Annotated in this window: 20 protein-coding genes and 1 pseudogene; 17 read left to right on the top strand and 4 right to left on the bottom strand. The window is 53.6% G+C overall.

Annotated elements, in window-relative coordinates:
• Nucleotides 1-10: 10 nt before the first annotated feature.
• The 12 genes from ADICEAN_RS08475 (at nt 11) to ADICEAN_RS08420 (ending at nt 15,902) form a co-directional block, all read left to right on the top strand.
• Nucleotides 11-3,298, top strand: coding sequence for a DUF4175 family protein (locus ADICEAN_RS08475; RefSeq protein WP_009195161.1), 3,288 nt, complete (start codon nt 11-13; stop codon nt 3,296-3,298).
• 15 nt (nt 3,299-3,313) lie between these two features.
• Nucleotides 3,314-3,718, top strand: a complete 405-nt coding sequence (locus tag ADICEAN_RS08470; RefSeq protein ID WP_009195160.1) for an ATP-binding protein — start codon at nt 3,314-3,316, stop codon at nt 3,716-3,718.
• A 1-nt stretch (nt 3,719) separates the two neighbouring features.
• Nucleotides 3,720-4,157, top strand: coding sequence for an rRNA maturation RNase YbeY (ybeY, locus tag ADICEAN_RS08465; RefSeq protein ID WP_009195159.1), 438 nt, complete (start codon nt 3,720-3,722; stop codon nt 4,155-4,157).
• Between the two features lie 127 nt (nt 4,158-4,284).
• A complete protein-coding gene (mnmG, locus tag ADICEAN_RS08460; protein WP_009195158.1) occupies nt 4,285-6,147 on the top strand; it encodes a tRNA uridine-5-carboxymethylaminomethyl(34) synthesis enzyme MnmG in 1,863 nt (620 codons plus the stop codon).
• Nucleotides 6,148-6,154: 7 nt separating this feature from the next.
• A complete protein-coding gene (locus ADICEAN_RS08455; RefSeq protein WP_009195157.1) occupies nt 6,155-7,039 on the top strand; it encodes a class I SAM-dependent methyltransferase in 885 nt (294 codons plus the stop codon).
• Nucleotides 7,036-8,760, top strand: a complete 1,725-nt coding sequence (locus ADICEAN_RS08450; RefSeq protein ID WP_009195156.1) for an Ig-like domain-containing protein — start codon at nt 7,036-7,038, stop codon at nt 8,758-8,760. Before ADICEAN_RS08455 ends, ADICEAN_RS08450 begins: the two co-directional genes overlap by 4 nt.
• 310 nt (nt 8,761-9,070) lie before the next feature.
• The gene (locus ADICEAN_RS08445; protein ID WP_009195155.1) at nt 9,071-10,903 is read left to right on the top strand and encodes a tetratricopeptide repeat protein; all 1,833 of its coding nucleotides are present in this window, start codon (nt 9,071-9,073) and stop codon (nt 10,901-10,903) included.
• Nucleotides 10,904-11,145: 242 nt separating this feature from the next.
• Nucleotides 11,146-12,954 carry an AMP-dependent synthetase/ligase gene (locus tag ADICEAN_RS08440; RefSeq protein WP_009195154.1) on the top strand — a complete coding sequence of 603 codons (1,809 nt, stop codon included), beginning with the start codon at nt 11,146-11,148 and terminating at the stop codon, nt 12,952-12,954.
• A gap of 211 nt (nt 12,955-13,165) precedes the next feature.
• The gene (locus tag ADICEAN_RS08435) at nt 13,166-13,651 is read left to right on the top strand and encodes an RNA polymerase sigma factor (RefSeq protein WP_009195153.1); all 486 of its coding nucleotides are present in this window, start codon (nt 13,166-13,168) and stop codon (nt 13,649-13,651) included.
• Complete coding sequence (locus tag ADICEAN_RS08430; RefSeq protein ID WP_009195152.1) at nt 13,648-14,412, top strand: anti-sigma factor; 765 nt, start codon at nt 13,648-13,650, stop codon at nt 14,410-14,412. Before ADICEAN_RS08435 ends, ADICEAN_RS08430 begins: the two co-directional genes overlap by 4 nt.
• 12 nt (nt 14,413-14,424) lie before the next feature.
• Entirely contained in the window at nt 14,425-15,402 is a 978-nt protein-coding gene (locus tag ADICEAN_RS22305; RefSeq protein ID WP_009195151.1) for a hypothetical protein, read from the top strand.
• A gap of 173 nt (nt 15,403-15,575) precedes the next feature.
• Nucleotides 15,576-15,902 carry a putative signal transducing protein gene (locus ADICEAN_RS08420; protein WP_009195150.1) on the top strand — a complete coding sequence of 109 codons (327 nt, stop codon included), beginning with the start codon at nt 15,576-15,578 and terminating at the stop codon, nt 15,900-15,902.
• Nucleotides 15,903-15,930: 28 nt separating this feature from the next.
• On the opposite strand, the gene ADICEAN_RS08415 is transcribed toward ADICEAN_RS08420, so the two are convergent.
• Nucleotides 15,931-16,980 (bottom strand): WG repeat-containing protein, encoded by a 1,050-nt coding sequence (locus tag ADICEAN_RS08415; protein WP_236612886.1) that lies wholly within the window; start codon nt 16,978-16,980, stop codon nt 15,931-15,933.
• A gap of 365 nt (nt 16,981-17,345) precedes the next feature.
• Between ADICEAN_RS08415 and ADICEAN_RS08410 the strand changes: the two genes are divergently transcribed.
• The 4 genes from ADICEAN_RS08410 to ADICEAN_RS08395 all read left to right on the top strand — a co-directional run bounded on the left by ADICEAN_RS08410 (nt 17,346) and on the right by ADICEAN_RS08395 (nt 21,888).
• Nucleotides 17,346-18,026: a hypothetical protein gene (locus ADICEAN_RS08410; protein WP_161622675.1), complete on the top strand. Its 681-nt coding sequence runs from the start codon at nt 17,346-17,348 to the stop codon at nt 18,024-18,026.
• Nucleotides 18,027-18,090: 64 nt separating this feature from the next.
• Nucleotides 18,091-20,631 (top strand): M14 metallopeptidase family protein, encoded by a 2,541-nt coding sequence (locus tag ADICEAN_RS08405; protein ID WP_040396565.1) that lies wholly within the window; start codon nt 18,091-18,093, stop codon nt 20,629-20,631.
• Nucleotides 20,628-21,002: a hypothetical protein gene (locus ADICEAN_RS08400; protein WP_009195146.1), complete on the top strand. Its 375-nt coding sequence runs from the start codon at nt 20,628-20,630 to the stop codon at nt 21,000-21,002. The genes ADICEAN_RS08405 and ADICEAN_RS08400 overlap by 4 nt, the downstream gene beginning before the upstream one ends.
• 310 nt (nt 21,003-21,312) lie before the next feature.
• Nucleotides 21,313-21,888, top strand: coding sequence for a hypothetical protein (locus tag ADICEAN_RS08395; protein ID WP_009195145.1), 576 nt, complete (start codon nt 21,313-21,315; stop codon nt 21,886-21,888).
• 454 nt (nt 21,889-22,342) lie between these two features.
• Here the strand turns inward: ADICEAN_RS08395 and ADICEAN_RS23225 are convergent.
• Both ADICEAN_RS23225 and ADICEAN_RS08380 read right to left on the bottom strand, forming a co-directional pair.
• Nucleotides 22,343-23,254, bottom strand: a pseudogene (locus ADICEAN_RS23225) (TraB/GumN family protein).
• Nucleotides 23,255-23,359: 105 nt separating this feature from the next.
• Nucleotides 23,360-23,701, bottom strand: coding sequence for a Rieske (2Fe-2S) protein (locus ADICEAN_RS08380; RefSeq protein WP_009195142.1), 342 nt, complete (start codon nt 23,699-23,701; stop codon nt 23,360-23,362).
• 83 nt (nt 23,702-23,784) lie between these two features.
• Here ADICEAN_RS08380 and ADICEAN_RS08375 point away from each other — a divergent pair, with 83 nt between their 5' ends.
• A complete protein-coding gene (locus tag ADICEAN_RS08375; protein WP_009195141.1) occupies nt 23,785-24,435 on the top strand; it encodes a lipoprotein signal peptidase in 651 nt (216 codons plus the stop codon).
• 75 nt (nt 24,436-24,510) lie between these two features.
• Here ADICEAN_RS08375 and ADICEAN_RS08370 read toward each other — a convergent pair.
• The coding region (locus tag ADICEAN_RS08370) for a fibronectin type III-like domain-contianing protein (RefSeq protein WP_040396564.1) at nt 24,511-25,004 on the bottom strand (494 nt) is incomplete at its 5' end.

The following is a 25,004-nucleotide window of genomic DNA, read 5'->3' as shown; positions in this document are numbered from 1 at the left end:
GGAAATAAGCATGAAGCATAGGGACGATCTGGAGGTGATTCGCAACATACGGCGCTACAAGCGCAAGTACTACACTAATCTGCTGCTGCGCGGCTTTATCTGGACGCTGGCGTGCCTTTTAGCCATCTTTCTTGTGCTTGCGTTTGCCGAGTACCTGGCCAATTTTAACAGCACCACCCGCACGCTGCTGTTCTTTGGTTTTACCGGCCTGGCCCTGGTAGTACTCTATTTATGGGTGCTGCGGCCGCTGGGCTACCTCTTTTCCATTACGCGGCCCCTTACCGATGAGGAAGCCGCCCGCCGCATTGGTGCCCACTTTCCGGAGGTAAAAGACAAACTCATCAACGTGCTGCAACTGCGCCAGCTGGCAGTAAGCAGCCCTCTGGCCGCTGCGGGCATGCAGCAGAAAGCTTCCGAGATCTCAACTGTGCATTTTGATGCAGCCGTAGACTACAGCAGCAACCGCCAGTACCTGCGCTACCTGCTGCCCCCCCTGGCCGTGCTGATCCTGGCTGCTGTTTTTCTGCCCGAGCTGCTCACCGACAGTACCCGGCGCCTGGTAAGCTACCGGCAGGAATTCAGGCCGGCAGCCCCCTTCCAGTTCATGCTCCTGACAGAGAACCTGCAGGCCTTCCGCAACGAAGATTTTACCCTACAGCTGCAGTTCAGCGGCACTACCATTCCCCAAACGGCTTATCTGGTGGTAGACAACCGCCGCCTGAAAATGCAGCGGGAGGGAGAGCTTTTTACCTATACCTTTCCCAAGGTGCAGGAGCAGAAGAATTTTTATTTTGAAGCCGCCGGTTTTGAAAGCGACTCCTATACGCTGGTACTGGCCGACCGGCCCGATCTCAAAGGCTTCCGCGTAAAGCTGCAGTATCCCGATTATCTGGGCAGGGAACCCGCCGTGCTGGATAATACCGGCAGTTTTCAGGTACCGGAAGGTACCAATGTGCAATGGCAGTTCTTTACCGCCGCTACCGATAGCCTCCGCCTGCGCTTTTCCAAAGACAGTATCCCCCTAAAGGGTACCCCCGGCCGGGAGCAGCAGCTGCAGTTCTCCAAAGTAGTCAGCAGCTCTCAACACTATACTGTAGAACTCAAGAACCGCTGGAGCCAGAACCGCGATGCCATTCAGTATGAGCTGGAGGTGATTCCGGACAGGCACCCCCAGATCAGCCTCAACAAATTCAGCGATACACTGCTGTACAATTACCTTATTCTGGCCGGCAATGTATCGGACGATTACGGGCTTACGCGCCTGCAGGTACACTACCGGCTTACGGGCAAAAACGGGCAGGAGGGCGCCTTTAAACGTACAGTGCTCCCCCTGCAGCGGGGCAATACCAGCCAAACCTACTACTATCGCTGGCAGCTCGATAGTCTGGGCATAGGCGTGGGCGATAAGCTGGAGTACTTTGTGCAGGTATGGGACAATGATGGCGTAAACGGCGCCAAGGCTTCCCGCACAGGCGTTTACATGCTACAGCTGCCCGAGGCCAGGGAGGTAGAAGATCAACTGAGCAAGGCCGAGCAGCAAAACCAGTCCCAGATCGATGAGAACCTCAAGCAGGCCAAGCAGCTAAAAGACCAGCTCAAGAAAGCCGAAGAGCGCCTGCGGGGCAAAAACCGCCTGGATTACCAGGATGAGAAAATCCTGGAAGAGATTGTGCAGGAGCGCCAGAAGCTGGAAGAAGCCCTGCAGAAGCTGCAGGAGCAGCAGAAGCTGATCGACGAGCAGAAAAAACGCTTTAACCAGCAGGACAACGAAAAGATTGCCGAAAAAGCCGAGCAGCTGCGCCAGCTCATGAACGAGCTGCTGGATGAGGAAACCAAAAAGCTGTACGAAGAGCTGCAAAAGCTGCTGGAAGAAAAGAGTAATCCCGAAGAGCTGCGCAACGTGCTGGACAAGCTCAACCGCAAGGAAAACAACCTGGAGAAGGAACTGGAACGTACCCTGGAGCTCTTTAAGCGCATGAAATTTGAGAACCAGCTGGACCAGACCATTGATAAGCTGGACAAGCTGCAAAAGGAGCAGGAAGAGCTGGCCCAAAAGAGCGAAGAAAAAAATCCGGATACCGAACAGCTGCAGCAGGAGCAGGAGCAGCTCAACGAAGAATTCAAAGAGCTGGAGAAACAGATGGAAGAGCTGCAAAAGCTTAACCAGGACCTAAAGAGTCCCAACTCTATGGAAGATACCAAGCCCGAGCAGCAGGAGATCAAAAAACAGCAGGAGCAAAGCCAGCAGGAGCTGCAGGACGGCAAACCCAAAAAAGCCGGCAAGGCCCAGCAGAAAGCCGCTGAGCAAATGAAGAAAATGCAGCAAAAGCTGCAGCAGATGCAGGGGGGTATGGAAATGGAATCCATGCAGGAAAACATGGACAACCTGCGCGACATCGTCGATAACCTGGTAAAACTTTCTTTTGACCAGGAAGCCCTCATGAAGGAGTTCAGGGGGGTAAACCAGAGCGATCCACGCTTTGTAGCCCTTGGCCAGCAGCAGCTTAAGCTCAAAGACGATGCCGTAATTCTGGAAGACAGCCTGCGCTCTCTGGCCGAGCGGGTGTTTCAGATCCGAAGTTTTGTGACCCGCGAGGTAGACCAAATGAATCGTTTTCTTGAAGAAAGCGTAGAATCAATACGGGAGCGCAAAAAAGGCACGGCTACCGGCAAGCAACAATTTGCCATGACCTCCATGAACAATTTGGCCCTTTTGCTGGATGATATCTTACAGCAGATGCAGCAGCAAATGGCCGATGCCATGGGAAATCCCCAAAAGGGAAACCAAAAGGGGCAGATGCCCAGCATGGGGCAGATGCAGCAGCAGCTCAATGAGCGCATCCAGAAACTACGGGAAGGCGGCAAAAGCGGCCGTGAGGTCAGCGAAGAACTGGCCCGCATGGCCGCCGAGCAGGAACGTATTCGGGAAGCCCTCAAGGAAATGGAGGAGAAGTACGGAAAAGATGGTAAATTGCCGGGCAGTGAAGGTTTGCAGAAAATGATGGAGCAAACCGAAACGGAACTGGTAAACAAGCGCCTTTCCCGGGAGCTGATGGAACGCCAGCAGCAGATCATGACCCGCCTTCTGGAGGCTGAAAAGGCCGTACGGGAGCGGGAGCTGGACGAAGAACGGAAGGGCGAAACCGCCAAAGAATACGAACGCCAGGCGCCGCGTGCCCTGGAAGACTATTTAAAGCAGAAAGAAAAAGAAGTTGAATTGTTGCGGTCAGTACCCCCCAAGCTCAACTCCTTTTATAAAGAAGAGATTACTAACTATTTTAAGCGATTAGAGCAATAATTTTTCAGGACGGGTATGATCAATACGATTAGAATTGAAATTCCTTCTCTCATAGAAAACATCCGAATGATTGAGAGTTTCATTGACAATGCCAAGGAGGAGTTTCAGTTGGACGATGGCTTATATGGCAACATCATGATTGCCGTTACCGAATCGGTAAACAATGCCATTCGGCATGGCAACAAAATGGATCCCAACAAAAATGTAAAGCTTACCCTGCAACTGGGGGAAGATAACATCCAGTTCGAAATTCAGGATGAAGGGGAGGGTTTTGACTACGATCACCTGCCGGACCCCACTGCCCCCGAGAACATTGAGAAGCCTGGCGGCCGTGGTATCTTCCTGATGCGCCACCTGGCCGACGAGGTAAACTTCAAAGACAATGGACGTATTGTAGAGCTGTGGTTTTATTTAAATTAATATGCCGCAGATCAATTTCTTTTCGGAAGATATTGACTTCACCCTTTCGAATAAGCTGAAAACGAGAAGTTGGATAAAAAAAGTTTGCCAGGAAGAAGGTGTATCTGTTCGGGAATTAAACGTTATTTTTTGCTCTGATCCTTACCTACGTCAACTCAACAAGGAGTACCTGCAGCACGACTATTTTACCGACATCGTTACCTTTGACAATGCCGAAGAAGAGGGGGTGCTGGAGGGCGATCTGTTTATCAGCATTGATCGTATACAGGAAAATAGTCAGGACTATGCTATATCCACTGATCAGGAACTGCGCCGTGTTATCATTCACGGCGTTTTGCATTTACTAGGGTATGGGGATAAATCTGAAGCCGAGCAAACCCTTATGCGGCAAAAAGAAGATGCTTGCTTATCTTTGTATGCTTCGCTGAACCAAAGCTAATCTTCTTTTGTAAAAAGAGAACGGGTATGTTCCACGTGGAACATACAGCCAGCTCAATTGGAGGTTTATCCGCCACATTTACACACACCACATAGGTTCCACGTGGAACACTTAGAAAGAAAACGATATGTTTCCGGAATATGATCTGATAGTAGTAGGAGGGGGGCATGCCGGCTGCGAAGCCGCACATGCTGCTGCAAAAATGGGATCAAAGGTGCTGCTCATTACCATGAACATGCAGACTATAGCCCAGATGTCCTGCAACCCTGCCATGGGAGGAGTAGCCAAAGGGCAAATAGTGCGGGAAATTGATGCGCTGGGAGGCATGTCGGGTATAATCTCCGATAAATCCACCGTGCAGTTTCGCATGCTGAATCAATCCAAGGGTCCGGCCATGTGGAGCCCGCGTACCCAAAACGACCGCATGCGCTTTGCCGAAGAGTGGCGCATAGCCCTGGAGCAAACCCCTAACCTGGACCTATGGCAGGAGATGGTAAAGGGAATTGTGGTAAAAGAGGGAAGAGTGGTGGGCGTTCGTACCGCACTGGATATCGAAATCCCGGCCAAAGCAGTAGTTCTCACCAATGGTACTTTTCTTAATGGCCTGATCCATATTGGCGAAAAACAGTTTGGCGGGGGACGTAGTGGCGAAAAAGCCGCTACCGGCATTACTGAGCAACTGGTTTCCCTGGGTTTTGAAGCTGGCCGTATGAAAACCGGTACTCCTCCCCGCATTGATGGACGCTCGCTTAACTACAGCCTGATGGAAGAGCAGAAGGGAGACGAAGACCCGCGTACCTTCTCCTACCTGACGGAGCAGCCCATTCAGAAGCAACTAAGCTGCTACATCACCTATACCAACGAGGCCGTACATGAAACGCTGCAGACCGGTTTTGACCGCTCGCCCATGTTCAATGGGCGCATCAAGGGGCTGGGGCCGCGCTATTGCCCGTCTATTGAGGATAAGATCAACCGCTTTGCCGAGCGGGACCGCCACCAGATCTTTGTAGAGCCTGAGGGCTGGAATACCGTTGAGATCTATGTAAATGGCTTCTCTACCTCCCTGCCGGAAGATGTGCAGTACAAAGCCCTGCGCCAGATACCTGGCTTTGAAGCGGCCAAAATGTTCAGGCCTGGCTATGCAATCGAGTATGATTACTTTCCGCCTACCCAGCTGCAGCTGACCCTTGAAACCCGACTGATCGAAAATCTCTATTTTGCCGGACAGATCAATGGCACCACCGGCTATGAAGAGGCCGCCTGCCAGGGCCTGATGGCCGGTATCAATGCGCACAATAAAGTGCATGGCAAAGACCCCTTTGTGCTAAAGCGGTCCGATGCCTACATTGGGGTACTGATTGATGATCTGGTGAATAAAGGAACAGACGAACCCTACCGAATGTTTACCTCCCGCGCCGAATTCCGCATCCTGCTCCGCCAGGACAATGCCGATTTGCGCCTAACCGAAACCGGCCATAAACTTGGCCTGGCCAGTGATGCACGCCTGGAAAAGGTGCTGGATAAAAAGAACGATCTCAAACGCCTGCTCAACGATCTGAAGCAGCGTAAAATGAATCCTGAGCTGACAAATGAGGGGCTGGAAGAGCTGAATACGGCTACGCTACGGGAAGCAACCAGCGCTCTGCAGCTGCTGCGCCGTCCCCAGATCGGGATTGCCGAGCTTGGCAGGCTGGATGCCGATCTGCAGCAGTACCTGCAGCGCTATCCCAAAGAGGTGGTAGAGCAGGCCGAGATCCACATCAAATACGAAACCTACATCGATAAGGAACAGAAACTGGCCGAGCGGATGGAGGGGCTGGAAAACCACCAGATCCCCCAGAACTTCGATTATAATAAGATCATCGCCTTATCGGCCGAGGCAAAGCAGAAGCTTAACAAGACCCGGCCTGCTACCATTGGACAGGCTAGCCGCATTAGTGGCGTATCGCCGGCCGATATTTCTGTACTTACTGTTTACCTGGGTAGATAAGATCCCTATGCACCAACAGCTACAGCACTGCCCGCTTTGTCATAGCGGGCAGTTCCGTTTGTTCATCAGCAGCAAAGACTACAACCTAAGCCAGGAGCGGTTTACCATAGAAGAGTGCCAGCAGTGCCGGCTGCTCTTTACCAACCCCCGTCCGACCGAAGCAGAACTGGGTAAATACTACGAATCGGCCACTTACATCTCTCATACCGACCAGGGAAATACGCTGGTGAACCGGGCCTATAAACTGGTACGGGAATATACCCTGCGGCAGAAAGTAGCGTTGATACAGAAATGGAGCCCGCAGGGTGAGCTGCTGGATATCGGCTGCGGAACAGGGCATTTTCTGGCCAAAGCAAAGGAAAAGGGCTGGCAGGTAGAAGGAGTAGAAATTAATGAGGGCGCACGGGCACAGGCAGAAAGCCGGTTGGCGCAAGCCCTTCATCCGCTTCTGCGAAACATACCTGCCACACGGCGCTTTCAGGCTATTACCCTCTGGCATGTACTGGAGCATGTGTATGACCTTTCCGAAACCATGACCCAGCTCAAAGACCTGCTCCACAAACAGGGTAGCCTGTTTATAGCCGTGCCAAACCCGCAAAGCTACGATGCCCAGTATTATGGCGCCGCCTGGGCCGCATGGGATGTGCCCCGTCACCTGTATCACTTCAATCAGGAGGTGATGCAGCGCCTGGCTAAAAAATGGGGCTTTGCCGTAAAGGGGGTAGCACCTATGCGCTTTGATGCCTTCTATGTAAGCCTGCTGAGCGAGGGGTATAAACATGGACGCACCAATTACCTGAAGGCCATCAGCACCGGTCTTAAAAGCAACCTGTGGGCCAGCAATCACCAAAATAACTACTCAAGCTTAATATATATTCTGCAACACGCATGAGGATTTACGTCAGTCTCTCCTTCCTTCTGATCATCGCTGCGCTTTGGTATGGAACCACGGGCTGTGCCAATGTAGGCAGTCCTACCGGCGGTAGTAAAGATACCATCCCTCCCCAACTGCTAACGTCGCTACCCCTGAGCGGGAGTGTAAATTACAAGCAGGGTATTATACGCATGGAGTTCAGCGAAGCGGTAGTGCTTAAAAATCTCCAGAGCCAGCTCATTATCAGCCCCCGTACCTCGGTACCCTACAAAACACGGGTAAACCGAAATGTGGTAGAGCTGCGGTTTGATAAGCCCTTTGCCGACAGTACCACCTATACCTTTAACTTCAGAGACGGTATTGTAGATATCACAGAAGGTAATCCCGTTCCAAACCTCTACCTGGCCTTCAGCACCGGCAGTTACCTGGATTCCCTGCGCCTTCAGGGAAATGTACAGCGTGCGCTCACCAATGCCGCTGCAGATGGAGCAACAGTGGCCATTTATGATGCCAGAGACACCCTGAACATCTTCAGCGATAAGCCGCTCTATTTTACCAAAACCGATAAGGAGGGGAACTACGAGATCCGTAACCTGAAACGGGGCCGCTACCTGGTCTATGCCTTTAATGATAAGAATAATAACCTGACGCTACAGTCAAAGGATGAAGCCTATGGCTTCTGGCCCGATACGCTGCAGCTGCAGGCATCACAGGATTCTATCAACATTTCAACCTTTAGAGCAAATGCCGATGTGCCTGCCATTACAAATGCACGCCCGACCACAGCCGGTTATTATGAAGTTACCTTTAACAAATCCATGCAGAATTACCGCCTGCAGCTGAATACGGGTGATAGTATTGCCAGCAACTTTATAGAAGAGCAGAAAAAGATTCGCATTTACCCCTTTGCCCTGCAGGATAGCCTGGGGGCCACACTGCTGGCCTGGGACTCACTGCAGCAGCAGTTGGAGCAGCAGATCATGATCCGCTTTGAGCCCGGACGCCGTAAGCGGGAAGCCCTTGTAACCACCAGTGTACTGCCGAAGGCAAACACTGCCCTGAGCCGAACCGTTACCTTTGAGCTGACCTTTAACAAACCCATTGCCTCCCTGCGCCTGGACAGTATTCGCCTGGTATATGACAGCATCACCTTTCAGGGATTTGCACCAGCAGATGTACGCTGGAATGAACGACGGGATAAGCTGCGACTTCAGAAAACCCTACAGCCTCCCAGGCGTGCCGTACAGCCGCCTTCCGCCACTGCCGATGCACAAACCCTGGCCCGCCAGGGATCGGAAGGTGCAGGCCAAAACGCCCGCCTGCTTATTCCAAAGGGAAGTATACAGAGTGTGGAATCAGATACCCTTGATAATCAAGAAGTTAGCTATAAAATTGCACAGGAAAGCCAGACCGGCATTATCAGCGGCACCATACAAAGCGCTGAAACTAATTTTATACTTCAGTTAGTACGCGCCAATAATTTTGAGGTGGTAGCCGAGCAATACAATGCGCGCAGCTACACATTCCGCTTTGTAGAGGCGGGCGAATACAGGTTGCGCATCATTCGGGATTTAAACAACAACGGCCGCTGGGATGCCGGTAATATACGGAAGCTGCAGGCACCGGAGCCTGTGTATGTCTACCCCGATCCCATCAGTATCAAGGCACAGGGAGATCCAGCATCCGGAAATTCAGCTGTAAAAGCTGTGTATAAGTGGAGAAGCGCTGTCGATAAGTAATGTGGAGAAGGCCGGGCACTACCCCTGCGGTGGATTACGGCTTACTTATCCATAGACAGCCTCAGCAGTGTCCACATAGCAGGAATTTATCAACAGCTTTAAAAGCTTAATGTGGAACTACAAGTGGATAACGATAACTACCTAATAAATAGAAACTTATATCCTGTTATCTAAACTGTTTCTTGAGATATCCACAGGGGTGGAAAGGCAAAGTAGAGAAAATATGCGACTTATTAACCTTTTCACACCTTAATAGAAACAATAAAATAGATAGATATTTATTTATTAATAAATACTAGAATGTGGTGATATGTGTATAAGTGCCGGCATCCAAAAATTTTTCGGTCTGTTTCTTCTTTTCATACTGCCCCTGCTGGGCCTGGCTCAGCAGCAGCAGGAGATCAACCTGGCCGATGAGTATTATCAGCGGGGCGATCTGGTAAAAGCGCGCCAGCTATACGAAGAGCTGGCCAAAGACGAGGCCAACATTGCACATATCCACACCAATTATCTGAGCCTGTTACTAAGTCAGGACGATTACAAAACGGCCGAACGCTACCTGCTGCGCCTGATCCGCAACCGGGCCAATGCCGAGCGTTTTCAGATAGAGCTGGCCCAGATGTACAGCCAGCAGGGGGAGACCAAAAAGGCCGAGAAGCTCTTTGGAGAAATTATAGAGGCTGCCGCGGCCAACAATTTCAAAACGCATGTTGTGGCCCAGCAATTCATGGGCGCCCGTCTGTATGAAAAAGCCCTGCGTACCTATGAGCGGGCCCGGGAGGTGCAGCGTGATCCCGACGAGACCTACTCCCTGCAAATGGCCGTGCTGTATAATGTGCTGGGCAACCAGACGCAGATGTTCGAAGAATACTTTCGCTACATCCGCCAGAACCCCACCCGCCTGCAGCATGCTCAGAACATGCTGCAAAATGTGCTGAACAAGCCAGAAGACATACAGGCCCTGGAAACGCTTCTGCTGGAAAAAGTGCAGCAGGAGCCCGATAACCGGCAGTTTGGCGATCTGCTCATCTGGCTCAACCTGCAGCAAAAGAACTTTTACGGCGCCTTTGTGCAGGCGCGGGCCCTGCAGCGCCGCTTCCGCACCGGTTCTGAGCAGCTCATGGAAATTGGCCAGATTGCCCTGGAGAATAAAGACTATCAGGCCGCCAGCAAAATATTTGAATACATCAACCAAAGCTTTTCCAGCTCGCCCGATCGTTTTCTGGGGCGCCGCTACCTGATCCTGTCCCGCGAAAATCTGGTCAAAAGCACCTACCCGGTCGATACGGCCGAGATCCGCAAGCTGATAACCGACTACAGAAGCCTGGTACAGGATGCCGAGAATACCCCTACCGCTATGGATGCCCAAAACAGCATGGCCATGCTCTATGCCTTTTACCTGGATGAAAAGGACCGCGCCACCGAAATCCTTACCGAGCTGATCCAGAATCCCCGCGCTCCTGCCCGCCTGCGGGGCCAGAGCAAGATGACGCAGGGCGATATCTACCTGCTGATGGGCGAGCCCTGGGAGGCAACCCTGCTGTACTCGCAGGTAGAGAAGGCTTTCAAAGACGATCCGCTTGGCTATGAAGCCAAGCTGCGCAACGCCCGCCTCTCCTACTTCAAAGGAGAATTTGCCCTGGCCCAGGGGCATCTGGATGTGCTGAAAGAGGCCACCAGCCGGGAGATTGCCAACGATGCCATGTCGCTAAGCCAGCTGATCAAGAACAACAGCTTTATGGACTCTACCGACCTGCCCATGCAGCGCTATGCCGCCACCGAGCTGCTCTTGTTCCAAAATAAAAAAGATGAAGCCCTCAGGGCGCTAAATGCCATGCTTACCGACTTTGCCGGCCATAGCCTTACCGACGAGATTCTCTACAAGCAGGCGCAGATCCTGATAGAACTGGGCCGTTTTCCGGAAGCGGTGGATAAACTTACCAAGGTGGTGGACAACTGGTCGCATGATATCCTGGCCGATGATGCCTGGTTTCTGCGGGCCAGGATTGTGGAAGAATACCTGAAAGAAAGGGAAACCGCCATGGAGCAGTACGGCGAATTCATGAAGCGATTTCCTGGCAGTGTCTATGTAGCTGAGGCCCGCAAGCGCTTCCGCAGCCTGCGCGGCGATTTCGCAAATTAACGTGCAGCGAGTCACACATGTTGAAAGGGATAGCCGAAAAAGCGATCCCTTTTTTTGCGCCTTCCTAATACGTTATCCACCGTTGTGCACACAGCTGTGGACGAAAAAGCAAAGTCCGACCTGGCTATACCAAGCAGCACAGCGCAGAAGGGCTAGTGGCCAAACGCCTGTCAAATCGGCCAAATTTGCAAAATCAGGATATATATGCTATATTTTTTGAAAATAGTATAATTTTTACTCCTATGAAGCCAAGCCGCCTTTTCGACCTGCTGCCCCAGCAGCTAAAGAAGTTCCCCAAACCCGATGCCCTGGCCTATAAACAGGGAGGCCAATGGACCAGCTACAGCACCGAAGAGGTGATCAACATCGTAAACCAGATGAGCATTGGCCTGCGCAAAAAGGGGATCGAAAAAGGCGATCGGGTCGCTATCATCTCCCCTAACCGGCCCGAGTGGAATTTTGTAGATTTTGCCCTGCAACAGCTGGGCGCCATTAGTGTGCCCATGTACCCAACCATTTCGGTACGGGAGTTTGCCTTTATCTTCAAAGATTCGGGCGCCAAAATGGTGTTTGTGGCCGATGCCGATCTCTACCAGAAAGCCACCAGCGCTGCGAATGAGCTCCCCAGCCCTATTCCCGTCTATACCTTTGATTCGGTGCCCGATGCGCCCCGCTGGCTAAGTGTGCTCACCGAAGGCAAAGGGGAAGATCCCAAACAGCTCGACCCCCTCAAGACCGATGTTTCTGCCGAAGATCTGCTCACCATCATCTATACCTCGGGCACCACCGGCAACCCCAAGGGGGTAATGCTCACTCACCATAACATTCTGAGCAATGCCCAGGCCGTGGCCGATCTTTTCCCCATGGAAGGCTCTCAGATGCGGGTGCTGAGCTTTCTGCCCATCTGCCACATTTTTGAGCGCACGGCCGTTTATGCCTACCTCAATGTGGGCGCCAGCATCTACTATGCCGAAAGCATGGAAACCATTGGCGAAAATCTAAAGGAGATCAAACCGCACTTTTTCACCACTGTGCCCCGCCTGCTGGAAAAAGTCTATGCCAAGATTGTGGCTAAGGGCATGGAGCTGACGGGTGTAAAACGCAAACTCTTCTTCTGGGCACTGGCGCTGGGCAATGAGCATGATCCGGCCAGGGACCAGGGCTGGTGGTACAATACGCAGCTAAAGCTGGCCAACAAGCTTATCTTCAGCAAATGGCGGGAAGCGCTTGGAGGCAACATCCAGATGATTGTATCCGGAGCGGCCGCTCTGCAGCCACGCCTGGCCCGGGTATTCTGGGCAGGGGGTATACCGGTATGCGAGGCCTATGGCCTGACCGAAACCTCGCCGGGTATCAGCTTCACCCGCATGGACCCGGAGAGGGTACGTATTGGCTACGTAGGCGAGCTTCTGGAAGGTATACAGGTGAAGATAGCCCCCGATGGCGAAATCCTCACCAAGGGGCCTAATTTGATGAAAGGCTACTGGGGCCGCCCCGACCTTACCGCCGAGGTGATTGATGCCGATGGCTGGTTCCATACCGGCGATGTGGGTGAGCTGGCTGAGGGCCGCTTTCTGCGCATTACCGACCGCAAAAAAGAAATGTTCAAGACCTCGGGCGGCAAGTATATTGCCCCACAGGTGCTGGAAAATAAGATCAAGGAATCGCCCCTGGTAGAGCAGGTGATGGTAGTAGGCGAAGGCCACCGCTTTCCGGCAGCGCTCATTGTGCCTAACCTGGATGCCCTGCGCAGCTGGTGCGAGCATAAAGAAATCCCCTATAGCACTGATAGCGAAATGCTCCGTCATCCGCTGGTGGTGGAAAAATTCGAGCGCGATATCGAAAAATACAACGAGGATTTTGGGCAGTGGGAAAGAATCAAACAGTTCCGCATACTGGACAAGCCCTGGTCGATCGAAGGGGGCGAGCTTACCCCTACCCTTAAGCTCAAGCGCCGCCGCATTATGGAGCAGTACCAGTCGCTAGTAGAAAGCATCTATGCCGAGGAATCGTCCGGCCAAAGCGAGCGGCAAAAAACACCGGTGGCATAAGTAACATCAGTAATCATCACCATAGGGCCTGCTGATCTTTTATACAAGATTAGCAGGCCTTTTTTTGCTGGGTACACCCTCCAGAAACCCCTTTCGTTGCCTTACAGGGAATGCAGAAATACTCCCTAACAAAAAATATTTTTGTTCACCTGTAACTTTTGCCTGCTTAAACTGTCCTACGGCAAAACGGGCACAGCTATCTTTGGAGTGAATGATCTCGGTTCAGGAATATAATGCGGCAGTTCAGGAATATACCAAAAATATATTCCGCTTCCTGTACAAAGCTCTGCGCGACGAAGATGCGGTTAATGACCTGGTGCAGGACTGCTACCTAAAACTGTGGCAGCACCGGGAATCGGTAAATCCGCAAAAGGTGAAAGCCTGGCTTTTTTCGGTGGCCTACCATGCCCTGTGTACCCACCTGAAGACCAATGCCAGGAGCGTACCCCTTCAGGACAGTACCCCCCTGCAGCCGGTATACCAGCAGCATGGCTGGGATACGCGGGAACTCCTGGAAAAGATCCTGAACGACTTACCTCCCCTTCAGAAATCCATTTTGCTGCTGCGAGACCTGGAAGGCTATGAGTACCGGGAGATCGGCGAGATATTGGCCCTGGGCGAATCGCAGGTAAAAGTCTACCTGTTCAGGGCCAGGCAACGGGTAAAGGAAACCATTAACAAGCTGGAAAAGGCATGAGCACGGCATCATCGTTCATATGGGATGAAGAAAGCAGGGACCTGCTCCTCTTCGACTACCTGGAAGGCAACTTGCCCGAAGAAAAAGCCGCTATGCTTGAGCAGGCGCTGGCCGCCGATCCGGCCCTACAGGCAGCCCTCAGCAGCTGGCAGGCAAGTGTGGTGGCGGAGCCCTATTATCCCACCGGCCAGCTGGAGGCAGCACTGCTGAAGATTCCGCAGGCGTCCCCAGGCCTTTCGTATTCCGGACTAGCCTGGTCAGTGGTGCTCCTGCTGCTGCTAAGCCTAATGCCGGCCGCCCACTACCCCCTGCAGCTACCGCCTGCCCATGCGGAGCAACAGGCCCAAGACCTGGCAAAAGACAGCCTGCACCAGCCCCCCCAGAAACTGCAGGAAGCAGCACCCCCTTTAAGCGATGCGGCCAGCCCGATAGAGCAGGCCGCTGCGAGCAGCATTGGTAGCAGACAGCCTTTACAGGCGGCATCCCCGCTCCTACAGTCTCCCGTAGTGCCCCTGGCAGAGCAACTGCCCGTACTGGATAAGCAGGCGCCAGCAGAAGTGCAGGTCCAACGAGTGCTGCCACCCCTGTATCCCCTGCCCGCAAAGGCACAGCCCCGGCAGATAGCTCCAAAGCAGATCAGCCGGCAGCAGGCCCGCCAGATCCGGCACATGAAAGAAAAAGCGCTGCGCCAAAAACAGGCTAACGAATTTATGAAGGGTAACCGCCCCTACGTGGTTCCTCTGGATACAAAGAACTTTTAACCCTTTCCTTCCATGCTTCACTCCTATTTAAAAGCCGGAATTTTCTGGTGTGGTATGTTATTGTCTTTATCCTGCTATGGACAAAGAGACCTTAGCCGTGGTGTAAGACTACACGAACCCCTGGGTTCCATGCCCACCCAGTACACCGGGGCTTTTGCGGGCGAGACTGGTAGCCCAAGACTAAATTTGTATACGGGCTATGTCTGGCGCCATTTTCCTAGTAGAGAGCGCATTAATTTTTATGCCTTTGCACTCTCTTACGACCAGTTTATACCAGCCTTGCGAACAGGAATAGGTTTTTCTGCCCACAGGAGGGCTGGTCGGATTGAGCAGCTTTCAGATAATCAAGAAGGGTATTATCCTTCGGTATTAGACCTCAGAGACCAGTATTATGCCCTTGATATAGCCCCAAAATTTTCTATAAAAGGAAAATATACCCTTTCCCCTTTTATTACACTGAACTATTTAAAAGGATCAAATAAACAGAATTGGTTGGATTATCAACTAGAGGGCTTTGGCAGCAGATTGGGCATCCTATGGAATACTCCAAAGTACTACATTGGGTACTCGTTCAATGGTATAGATGGATACCAGGCACCGGACGGTCGTAAACCTCAAAAGCACTTCACTTCCTATTTGCAGGCAGGCTATACCTTTCAAAAAAGCTCGGATGCTAATTTTTCAGTCACTCCACAGCTTGTACTGTTGATAACCTCTCCCTACCATAAGTATGGAGTAGGTGTCTACGCCAAGAATAAACTTGATCAATATGTAGAAGCCTTCAATTTGAACTTTCGCTACAAGCAGTTTATCTGGGGGGTAAACAATGCTGGCATTCATTTGGGATTTCAGAGCGAACGCCTGCGCCTGATGCTGACAAACGACTCCGGCTATTTTGGCGATGGTGCTGGTGGTAGAAAAGGAATACTGGGAGGACAAGGAGCAACCTACTATGAAGGAAACCTCTCGCTGCGCTATGTGTTCAAATAAGTAAACCTACAGCTTTTAGCAGCAGCACCCTGACCCACGCCCTAGAACTGTACCAGCGCAGGGGGTAGCCGGTGGGTGAATTGTTGAAAGAATGAGTTTTTGTAAAAAACCCCTGCCCTGCTTCGCCGTTTATACAGTACTTCAGGAGCTGAATTTTTAAACCGACATTTACCATGGAAGATAAAAACACGATCTCGATTTTTCAGGGACCGGCCGTTGAGGCCGATGCCATTCATGATTTTCTGGCGCAAAACAACATAGGCTCGCTGGTACGCAACCACATGCAGGAAAACCTGGATGCCGGCTGGGTAACCGCCGCCCCCGATTTTGCCGCCGAGGTGTTTGTAAGCCGGCAGGATGAGCCACAGGCGCGGGACCTGATGCGCAATGTGTACCTGCAGGGAAATACCGACCGGCCGGCAGCCCACATACCGCCTCAGCCCATCGGCAATAAGGAGACCCCTACCCCTGTTCGGCCCCAAAATCCTCCCTTAGAGTAAATCGAAATGCAGTACGCCGCCCTTTGAATTAAGGGCGGCGTATTTTATTGATGGAGTAATACTCCTCCATATCCTGGCGGTAAAAGATCTCGCCCTGGGCATTCACATACACCAGCAGGTTGGTATCCTCCACCAGTACAATATCTTCAACCAGCCGGTAGGGATTACAGCCCCTGTTGGCCGGCGAAATCGACATCAGGGCAGCGCCATTCACAAAAGCGCGGCTTTGGCACATCTTTTCGTAGAGGCCGGTATCAAAGGCGCGGTTTCCGTGCCGGTCAATAAAGTAAGCATCCTTATCAGTGGTGACAAAGGCAAAGCCATCGGAAAACGAATCGGCGGCGCGGTACTGCAGTGGTATTGCAAAGGAGCCATCGGGCATAATGTAGCCCCACTTAAAGTCTTTCCAGACAGCGGCCAGGCCGTTGGTAAAATCCCGGGCCTTGCTGAACTGGGGCGCAATCACAAACTTTCCTTTTTTGTCGATAAAGCCCCACTTGCCGCTGGCATAATCCTGCGCAGGGGCCAGTCCGTTTGAAAAAGACCCGGCAGCGCCAAAGATAGGGGCAATGGCCCAGTCGCCATTGCGGTTGATAAAGCCGGCCTTCCCTCCTTTTTCCACCCGGGCCATGCCGTCCTGAAAATTGCCTACCTTATCGTAATAGCCGTAGATCTCCAGCTGGCCCTCCTTGTTCAGGTAGCCGCTTACGGGCTCGCCCCGGTAGTTGGGGTCCAGGATCTGGATAGAAGCCGGAATAAGACCTTCTGAAAAATGCTGATGCGGAAGAATGGTCACCTTATAGTCGAAGAGTTTCAGAAAGGTACCAAAGCCGAAGTATTCGGACTGGATCACCTTCTGTCCCTTTTCGTTGATGAAGTCCCAGACCTCACCCCCCTGGTAGGTATCCTTTACCATGGCCAGACCGTCATGAAAATCAAGCGCCATCTGGTATTTGGGGGGAATTACCCACTTGCCCGACCCATCGATATACCCCCAGCGGTCAAACTTACGCATGGGGTACAGCTGTTGGGCAGCAGCCAGCACCGATCCCATCAGCAGGATACAGGCCGTTGCCATCAGTTTAACCACCATTTGTCGCACCAATCTGGAATTCATCAAGAGTAGTAGTCCTGCAAACTGCACATAATTGTCATAACAAGCCTCGTGCCAATACCTTCCCCTCACTCCAGAGAGGCAAATGGGATAAACAGTCTGCTGTTAAGATAACATGTAAAGTTCAATATTTTATTCGAAAACTAAAAAGCACCCGGGGGCTATACCCTATATTTACGCAGGGCACTTCCACAGGTTTTTGGGTATAGTACAACTAATAGAGTGCATAAAATAGCAGCAGACACCTCTATTCAGGATTTTACCCGTATCTTACTCCTAAATAGTGCTGTAAAAATTTTATGCAAAGGGCCCATCATTATTTCATCAATTTGCCGGTACAGAGCAGTACAGCCACCGCCGACTGGCTTATAGGGCTGGGTTTCAGCGAGCTGTACCCCCCTGTGATCCCCGGCTCAAGGGTCTTTACCGATGGCCGGCTGCACCTGCAGCTAAGTCCGGCCGACCGCTGGCGCGAAAGCCTGCTGCTCTTTACCGAACAAAGCCTGGATAGCCTGGCGGCCGAGCTGCAGCAGACCGGCCTGCAAACGGCCGTACAGGACAACAAAGTGCGTGTAGTAGCACCCGGCGGCCTGGCCGTTTACTGGCTGCACCTGCACGATTATGACATCCCCCTGCCCGATGAGGCGGTAGAGAGCCGCTGCGGCAGCTTTTATGAGCTGAGCCTGGAGGTAGCCGATCTGCAGGCAGCCCGTATGTTCTGGCAAACACTGGGCTTTAAAAAGACCATGCCCGAGGGGGATAGCAGTAGCTGGCTTAGCATGAGCAGCCCCCTGCTTACTATTGGGCTTTACAAGGAAGGCAGCTGCCCCCACCCCTTTCACAGCCCTGCCGTCACCTTTTTTAATGCCGATGCGGCCGAGCGCCTGCAGCAGCTTCGCCGGCAGGGCATAGCCCTGGCCCATAGCCTGCCCGAAGATAGTGCCGAGCCCGAAGAGGGCATTCTGGCCAGCCCCGACGGACACCATTTCTTTTTGTTCAAGGCCTGGTAACAGCGCCCAGTATTGGATTAACCCCCAAAATAGGCTAGCTTTTGCCTTTCTTAGTTGCATTTGTATGAGATTTTTATCCCTATTGAGCCTGCTATGGCTCCTGCCCCTGCTCTCCCTGCAGGCCCAAGACCTCCAGAACCCCGATGAATTTTTGGGCTATCCACTGGGCAGCCGCTTTACTCCCCACTACCGGGTGGTACAATATTTCCAGTACATCGCCGCCAATAGCGATAAGGCACAGCTGCAGGAATACGGCACTACCTACGAGCACCGCCCCCTGCTGCTTAGCTTTATCAGCAGCCCCCAAAACCTGGCCCGCCTGGAGCAGATCCGCCAGAATAACCTGCGGCGGGCCGGCCTGCTCTCCGGCACGCCCGATGATGGCGCCAACCCCATTGCCATTGTCTGGCTCAGCTACAATGTGCATGGCAATGAATCGGTCAGCACCGAAGCGGCCATGGCCGTGCTACATGAGCTGGTACAGCCCCAAAATGACAGCATCAGCGAGTGGCTGGACCGTACGCTGGTAATTATGGACCCCGCCGTAAACCCCGATGGCCGGGACCGCTATGTGAACTGGTACAATTCCGTAGTAGGCCAGCAGCTGAATGCCCTGCCCGAAGCCCGGGAACACCAGGAGCCCTGGCCCGGCGGCCGCGCCAACCACTACCTCTTTGACCTGAACCGGGACTGGGCCTGGCAGACCCAGCGCGAAAGCCGGCAGCGCATGGAAGTATACAACCAGTGGCTGCCCCACATCCATGCCGATTTTCATGAGCAGGGGGTGAACGAACCCTACTACTTTGCCCCGGCAGCCGAGCCCTTTCACCAGTACATTACCGACTGGCAGCGGGAGTTTCAAACCCTCATTGGCCTCAACAACACCCGCTATTTTGATGAGAACAGCTGGCTCTACTTTACCCGGGAGCGCTTTGATCTGCTCTACCCCAGCTATGGCGATACCTACCCTACCTTTAATGGCGCCATTGGCATGACCTACGAGCAGGGCGGCTCCGGCCGGGCAGGCCTGGCCATTGTCACCGACGAGGGCGATACCCTGACCCTGAAAGACCGCATTCTGCACCATTACACCGCCAGTATCTCTACCATAGAAGCCACCGCCACCAACCACCAGCAGGTGGTGCGCAATTTCGAGGGCTTTTTCCGCAAGGCCAGCCAGACCCCTCCCGGCCAGTACCGCAGCTATGTGATACCGGCCCGCAATGCAGGCAACAAGCGCCAGGCGCTGCTCGATTTTCTGGAGCAGCACCAGATCCAATGGGGAGAGGCCACCGGCCAGCGCAGCCTGCAGGGCTGGAGCTATACCGATGGGCGCCAGAGCTCCTTCCGAACCAATGCCGGCGATATTGTGATCTCGGCCCGCCAGCCCAAGGCCGTGCTGGTGCAGGTGCTGCTGGACCCTACCACCCAGGTAAGCGATTCGCTCACCTATGACATTACGGCCTGGTCGCTACCCTATGTGTTTGGGCTGGAGGCCTATGCCACCAGCGAGGCCGTGGCTGCCCGCACCCCCACAGCCCGGCCCGATTATGCCCTTAACCTTAGCAATGATACCCCCTACGCCTATGTGCTGCCCTGGCAGGGCCTTGACGATGCCCGCTTTCTGGCCGAGCTGCTGCAGCAGGGCATAAAAGTGCGCTACAGCATGGAGCCCTTCACCACCAACAACCGGCAGTACGGCAGGGGATCGCTTATCATTACCCGCACGGGCAACCAGCAGCTGGGCGAGCGTTTTGATGCAGCCGTGCGAGAAGCTGCCCGCAACTGGGAGCGCCCGCTGCAGGGCGTAAGCACCGGTTTTGTGGCCGAAGGCAAGGATTTTGGCTCTTCTACCGTGCGCTACATCAAGCCGCCACGGGTGGCTGTGCTTTCCGGCGAGGGGGTCTCTTCCCTGGCCTTTGGCGAGGTGTGGCACTTCTTTGATCAGCAGTTGGGCTATCCCGCTACCATTTTGGGCACCAACTATATCAGCCGGGTAGATCTGGCCAAGTTTGATGTGCTGGTGCTGCCCAGCGGCTACTACTCCTCGCTTTCTTCCGGCGATATGCTGGACCGGATCATGAGCTGGGTACGGGGTGGTGGCCGCCTGATTCTGATGGGCGATGCTATCAACACCTTTGCCGGCAAAGAAGGAATAGCCCTGGAGCGAAAATCAGCTGATTCTGAAGAAGGAGAGGATAAAAAAGACGAAAATATGGAGGATCGCCTGCGCCAGTACCAGAACCGGGAGCGGGAATCCATCAGCGACTACAATGCCGGCAGCATTTACCGGGTGCAGCTGGACCCTACCCATCCGCTGGCCTTTGGCTATGGCGATACCTATTTTACCCTGAAGACCGATGCCGAAGCTTATCAGTACCTGAAGGGGGGCTGGAACGTTGGCACCATCCGCTCTCAAAACGCCCTGGTAAGTGGCTTTGTAGGCCGGCAGGCCAAAGAGCGTCTGGCCAATACCCTCGTGTTTGGTGTAGAAGAAAAAGGACAGGGACAGATTATTTACATGGTGGATAACCCCCTGTTTAGAGCGTTCTGGCATAGCGGTAAATTATTCTTTACCAATGCTGTATTTATGGTAGGCCAATGAAGATACATAACACCATATTATCCATATTACTCGGTAGCATCATCCTGTCGGCCTGTGGAGGCAAACAGACCGATGCGCTTACGGATGAAAGGGGCACCTGGACTTTTCAGGAAGTAGCCCTGCCATCCGACAGCGGGGCCCGCTTTCCGCATCTGCTGGCCGATGCCCGCGGCCGCCTGTGGATGAGCTGGCTGGTCCAGCACCGGCCCGATTCGGCCTCTCTCTGGCGCACGGCCCTGGATCCGGACAGTAGTGCATGGCAACTGCCAGAGCGAATAACAGCCGGCCGGCACCTGATGGTCAACTGGGCCGATACCCCCATCTGGTACCTACCTCAGGTAGCAAACCAGGTGTACTCTATTTACAGGTAGCCGATCCCACTGCCCCCTATGCCTATCATGTGATGTGGCAAGCCGACCAGTCGGAGAGCAGCGCTTCTGGAGATGCCACAAACAGCCGCCGGCTGCATGTGGATAGCTCCGCCACCGAGCATGGCTTTGTAAGTGCAGCCCCTATGCCTGATGGCAGCACCGGCATTATCTGGCTGGATGGCCAGAAGTATGCCGGCGCAGAAGACCCCCACGGCCATGCCCATGGGGGCGAAATGACCCTTCGTTTCCGTACCATCTCTCCAGACGGCCAGCTGCTCCCCTCCCGGGAGCTGGATGGCCGCACCTGCGATTGCTGCAATACGGCTATGGTGCCACCAGCGGCGGCGCCCTGGCCTTCTACCGCGATCGCAGCGAGGAGGAGATCCGCGACATCTGGTACACCCGCTACCAGGGGGGGCAATGGGGGGAGCCGCAGCTCCTGCATGCCGATGGCTGGGAGATGCGCGCCTGCCCTGTTAACGGGCCTGCTGCCGATGCCCTGGGCGATGCCGTAGCCGTAGCCTGGTTTACCGGAGCCGATGGGAACAACCGGGTAAACGTACGCTTCAGCCAGAATGGCGGCGAGCGCTGGGGTGCTGTACTCCTGGCCGACAGCCTGCAACCCATGGGGAGGGTAAGCATTCAGCTGATCGCTGAAGACAAGGCCCTGCTAAGCTGGCTGGACAAGGAGGGGCAACTGGTGGTGCGGCAGGTAAGCGCCAATGGGCAAATGAGCCCGGTGAAGATAGTGGCCAGTGGGTTGGGTGCCCGCAAAAGCGGCTTTCCGCAGCTAAAGCGGCTGAAGGATCGCATGTACCTTGCCTGGACCCAGCCCGAGCCACAAACGCACCTGCGCATGCTGGAGGGGGTATGGGAGGAGGAGTAGGAAAAGAGGGATGAGGACACGTGTTGCAAAAGCGCCCAATGTCATTTAGTTAAGGTCTCCTCTTATGTGGGAGTTCGGAGAACTCCAAAATTAATGTCACAGGTTCGGAGAACTCCAAAATTAATGTCACAGGTTCGGAGAACCTGCGACAGTTAGATCGACTAACTTTCCTAGCGCAAGTCACCGCCGGGCCTCGGTGGCTACACTAAAGACTTGCGCTAGGAAACGGGCAATAAAACATCTTTCCAGAAAAATTATGGGACAGGATGAGACTAGCAGCGCATACTACATTTTTACTTTCTGTTCTGTATAATTAACCCCAGACTGCGTTCCTACTATCGCAGGTTCCCTGAACCTGTGATGTACATTCGGTGGGTTCTCCGAACCTACCCTTTTTGCCTTAATGGTATTGAGCACCCGCCCGCCGAGTATTTCTAAAACGTAAACTACCAGTCTACTCCACCACCGGCTCTACTTTATACCCCCTTCTGCGCAGCAGGTTGATCAGGCCGTTTTCGCCGGGCAGGTGGGCGGCGCCTACGGCAAAAAAGGAGGCCTGCTGGCGGGCCATGGTTTCGATAGCAGGCATCCAGCGGCGGTTACGGTCGGTCAGGAGGAGCTTTTCATAGTCCTTCATGCCCATGCTAACCTCCCGCACCACATAGTAGAGGCTCTGCAGGTCCTGGTTCTTGTAGCTGACCACCATATTCCAGTAGCCGTCCTTCAGCTTCTGATAGTCCTGCACCGCCTCCAGCAACAGGCGGGCCTGCTCCTGGTAGGGAATGGCATCGAGCACCCGCAGCTGGTCCCGGGCACTCTCCAGGCCCGTAACGGGTTTGATCTGCTGCGCCATCTGCTGGCTTAAGAACGCTTCATAGGAAGCCACAGTACAGCCCAGCAGGCGGGGATAGAGCAGGGAGCTGTAAAAAAGGCTTCATGTGCTGCAGCTGGCCAAGGGCTATGTTGAGGGAATCCCGGAAAAGCGTTCTACATGCTGGTATTCCCCAGCCGAGTAGTAGCTGCTTAGCGGTTGGGAGGCCGGCACCTGCATGCCCTGCTGAAACTGCAGCAGCTCGGCAGGATCGGTAATGTTTACCTCCAGCACCAGCTGCCGGCTTTGCTCCAGCGCCTGCTGCATGCTGGCCGAAAGGGCCATATCCTCAGCGCAAATGGCATGGATGGTGCCGTACAGATAGGAGGGCTGCTGCAGATTGGGACCCGTTATCTTCCAGAGCAGGCTTTGTCCATCCTGGTTTTGTGCAAATACGGAAGCGGGCAGCAGGCTACAAGCTACTAGCAGACAGGCAGCAAGCGCATGGGCCGAAAAATAAGCAGAAGAAAAAGAATAGTTTCGCAGAAAACTCATGAACATCTTAAGCGGCAAAACGTTTAGCTGAGAACGGATTCTGAGCCAACTTCTTATAAGAATAGGTGTTAAACAGCTGTACTTTGGCCGGAGCAGTAGCTCCGGTTATTTTTTTTGGGGCAGGTGCACAAATACCCCTTCCTCGCTGGACTCCACCACATAGGTCTGCACAGGGGCGGTGCGGCGGCTGGCTTCTTCACCTGTATGCAGCGAGTAGCGGTAATGATGAAAGGGGCACACCACCTGCAGGCGTACATCCAGCACTCCGCCACTTAGCGAGGCCTGCTGATGGGGGCAGGTATCGGCCATGGCCATAAAGCCCTGGGGGGTGTGCGCCAGACAGAGCAGCGTTTCGCCAATGCGCAGCTTTCGGAGTGTACCTGCCGGCACCGCTTTGGCGGCCTCCTCCAGAGAGGCAAAGATCCGGATTTTTTTAGTAGGCAGCATCGGTTGGCAAATCTGTATTATTCCTGTAATTTTAGCGTTACTTTTTTTGTTAAGCAAAAAGCACAACGGCAACAGGTACAGGAGTGAAGTATATCAAGTTCTATTTAGCAGCGCTGGGGGTAATTGCCATTGACCAGATTGTAAAGCTACTGGTTCATTTTAACATGGAGCCGGGCATGTCTGGCGAGATCTATGTACTGGGCGAATGGTTTCGCCTGCACTACCTGCTCAATCCCGGCATGGCCTTTGGCCTTAAGCTGGACTGGGAATGGGGAAAGCTGCTGTTAACGCTGTTTCGCCTGGCAGCTACTGTAGGCATTGCCTACTACATTTGGGTGCTTATTCGCCGCAAGGCCCATGCCGGACTGGTCTGGAGCATGGCCCTTATTCTGGGCGGAGCCGTGGGCAACCTCATCGATAGCATTTTCTATGGCGTACTGCTGGAGGGCAATGCCGTGCCGGGCGCCCCTACCCCCTGGTTTCATGGGCAGGTGGTCGATATGCTGTACTTTCCCCTCTATGAAGGCTACCTGCCCGAATGGATTCCCGTTTGGAGCGGCCAGTATTTCATCTTCTTCCGTCCGGTGTTTAACATTGCCGATTCGGCCATCTTCATAGGAGTTGCCCTGATCCTGATCATGCAGCGACGCTTTTTTGCCGATGAAGCCGAAGCCCCCGCTGCCCAAAAAGAGTTGGTGGATGCAGATGAGATACGCACCACCCACCAGGGCTAGATCAAGCACGTATTCCTACAAGAAAACAGCGGCGCCGGATATCCTCCAGCGCCGCTGTTAGTTTTCAGACACACCTTATGGGGTGAGCGTAAAGCGCCCTTCCAGCCCTTCGGCCGAGTTGGGACCTATCCAGACCATAAACTCACCCGGCTCGGCCTTAAAGCTCATATCCCGTGTATAAAAGGCCAGATCCCGGGGGGAGAGGGTAAAATCTACTTCCCGGCTTTCGCCCGGCAGCAGCAAAATCTTGCGGAAACCCTTCAGCTCCTTAACGGGCCGGGTTACGCTGCCTACCAGATCCCGCACATAGAGCTGTACCACTTCCTCACCGGCACGCTGGCCGGTATTGGTAATGGTGGCCCGGATGGTAATGCGCCCATTGGGCCCCATGGAAGGCTGGCTTACACGCAGATTATCATAGCGGAAGGTGGTATAGCTTAAGCCCCAGCCAAAGGGGTAAAGAGGTTCGTTGGGCGCATCCAGGTATTTGCTGGTGTATTTCTGCTCGGCCAGAAAGGGGCGGCCGGTATTCTTCATGCTGTAATAAATGGGAATCTGGCCCACATTGC

Source organism: Cesiribacter andamanensis AMV16, assembly GCF_000348925.1.
Classification (GTDB): Bacteria; Bacteroidota; Bacteroidia; order Cytophagales; family Cyclobacteriaceae; genus Cesiribacter; species Cesiribacter andamanensis.
Note: the sequence above shows the minus strand (reverse complement) of the source record. Positions and strands in the feature narration are given on the sequence as shown.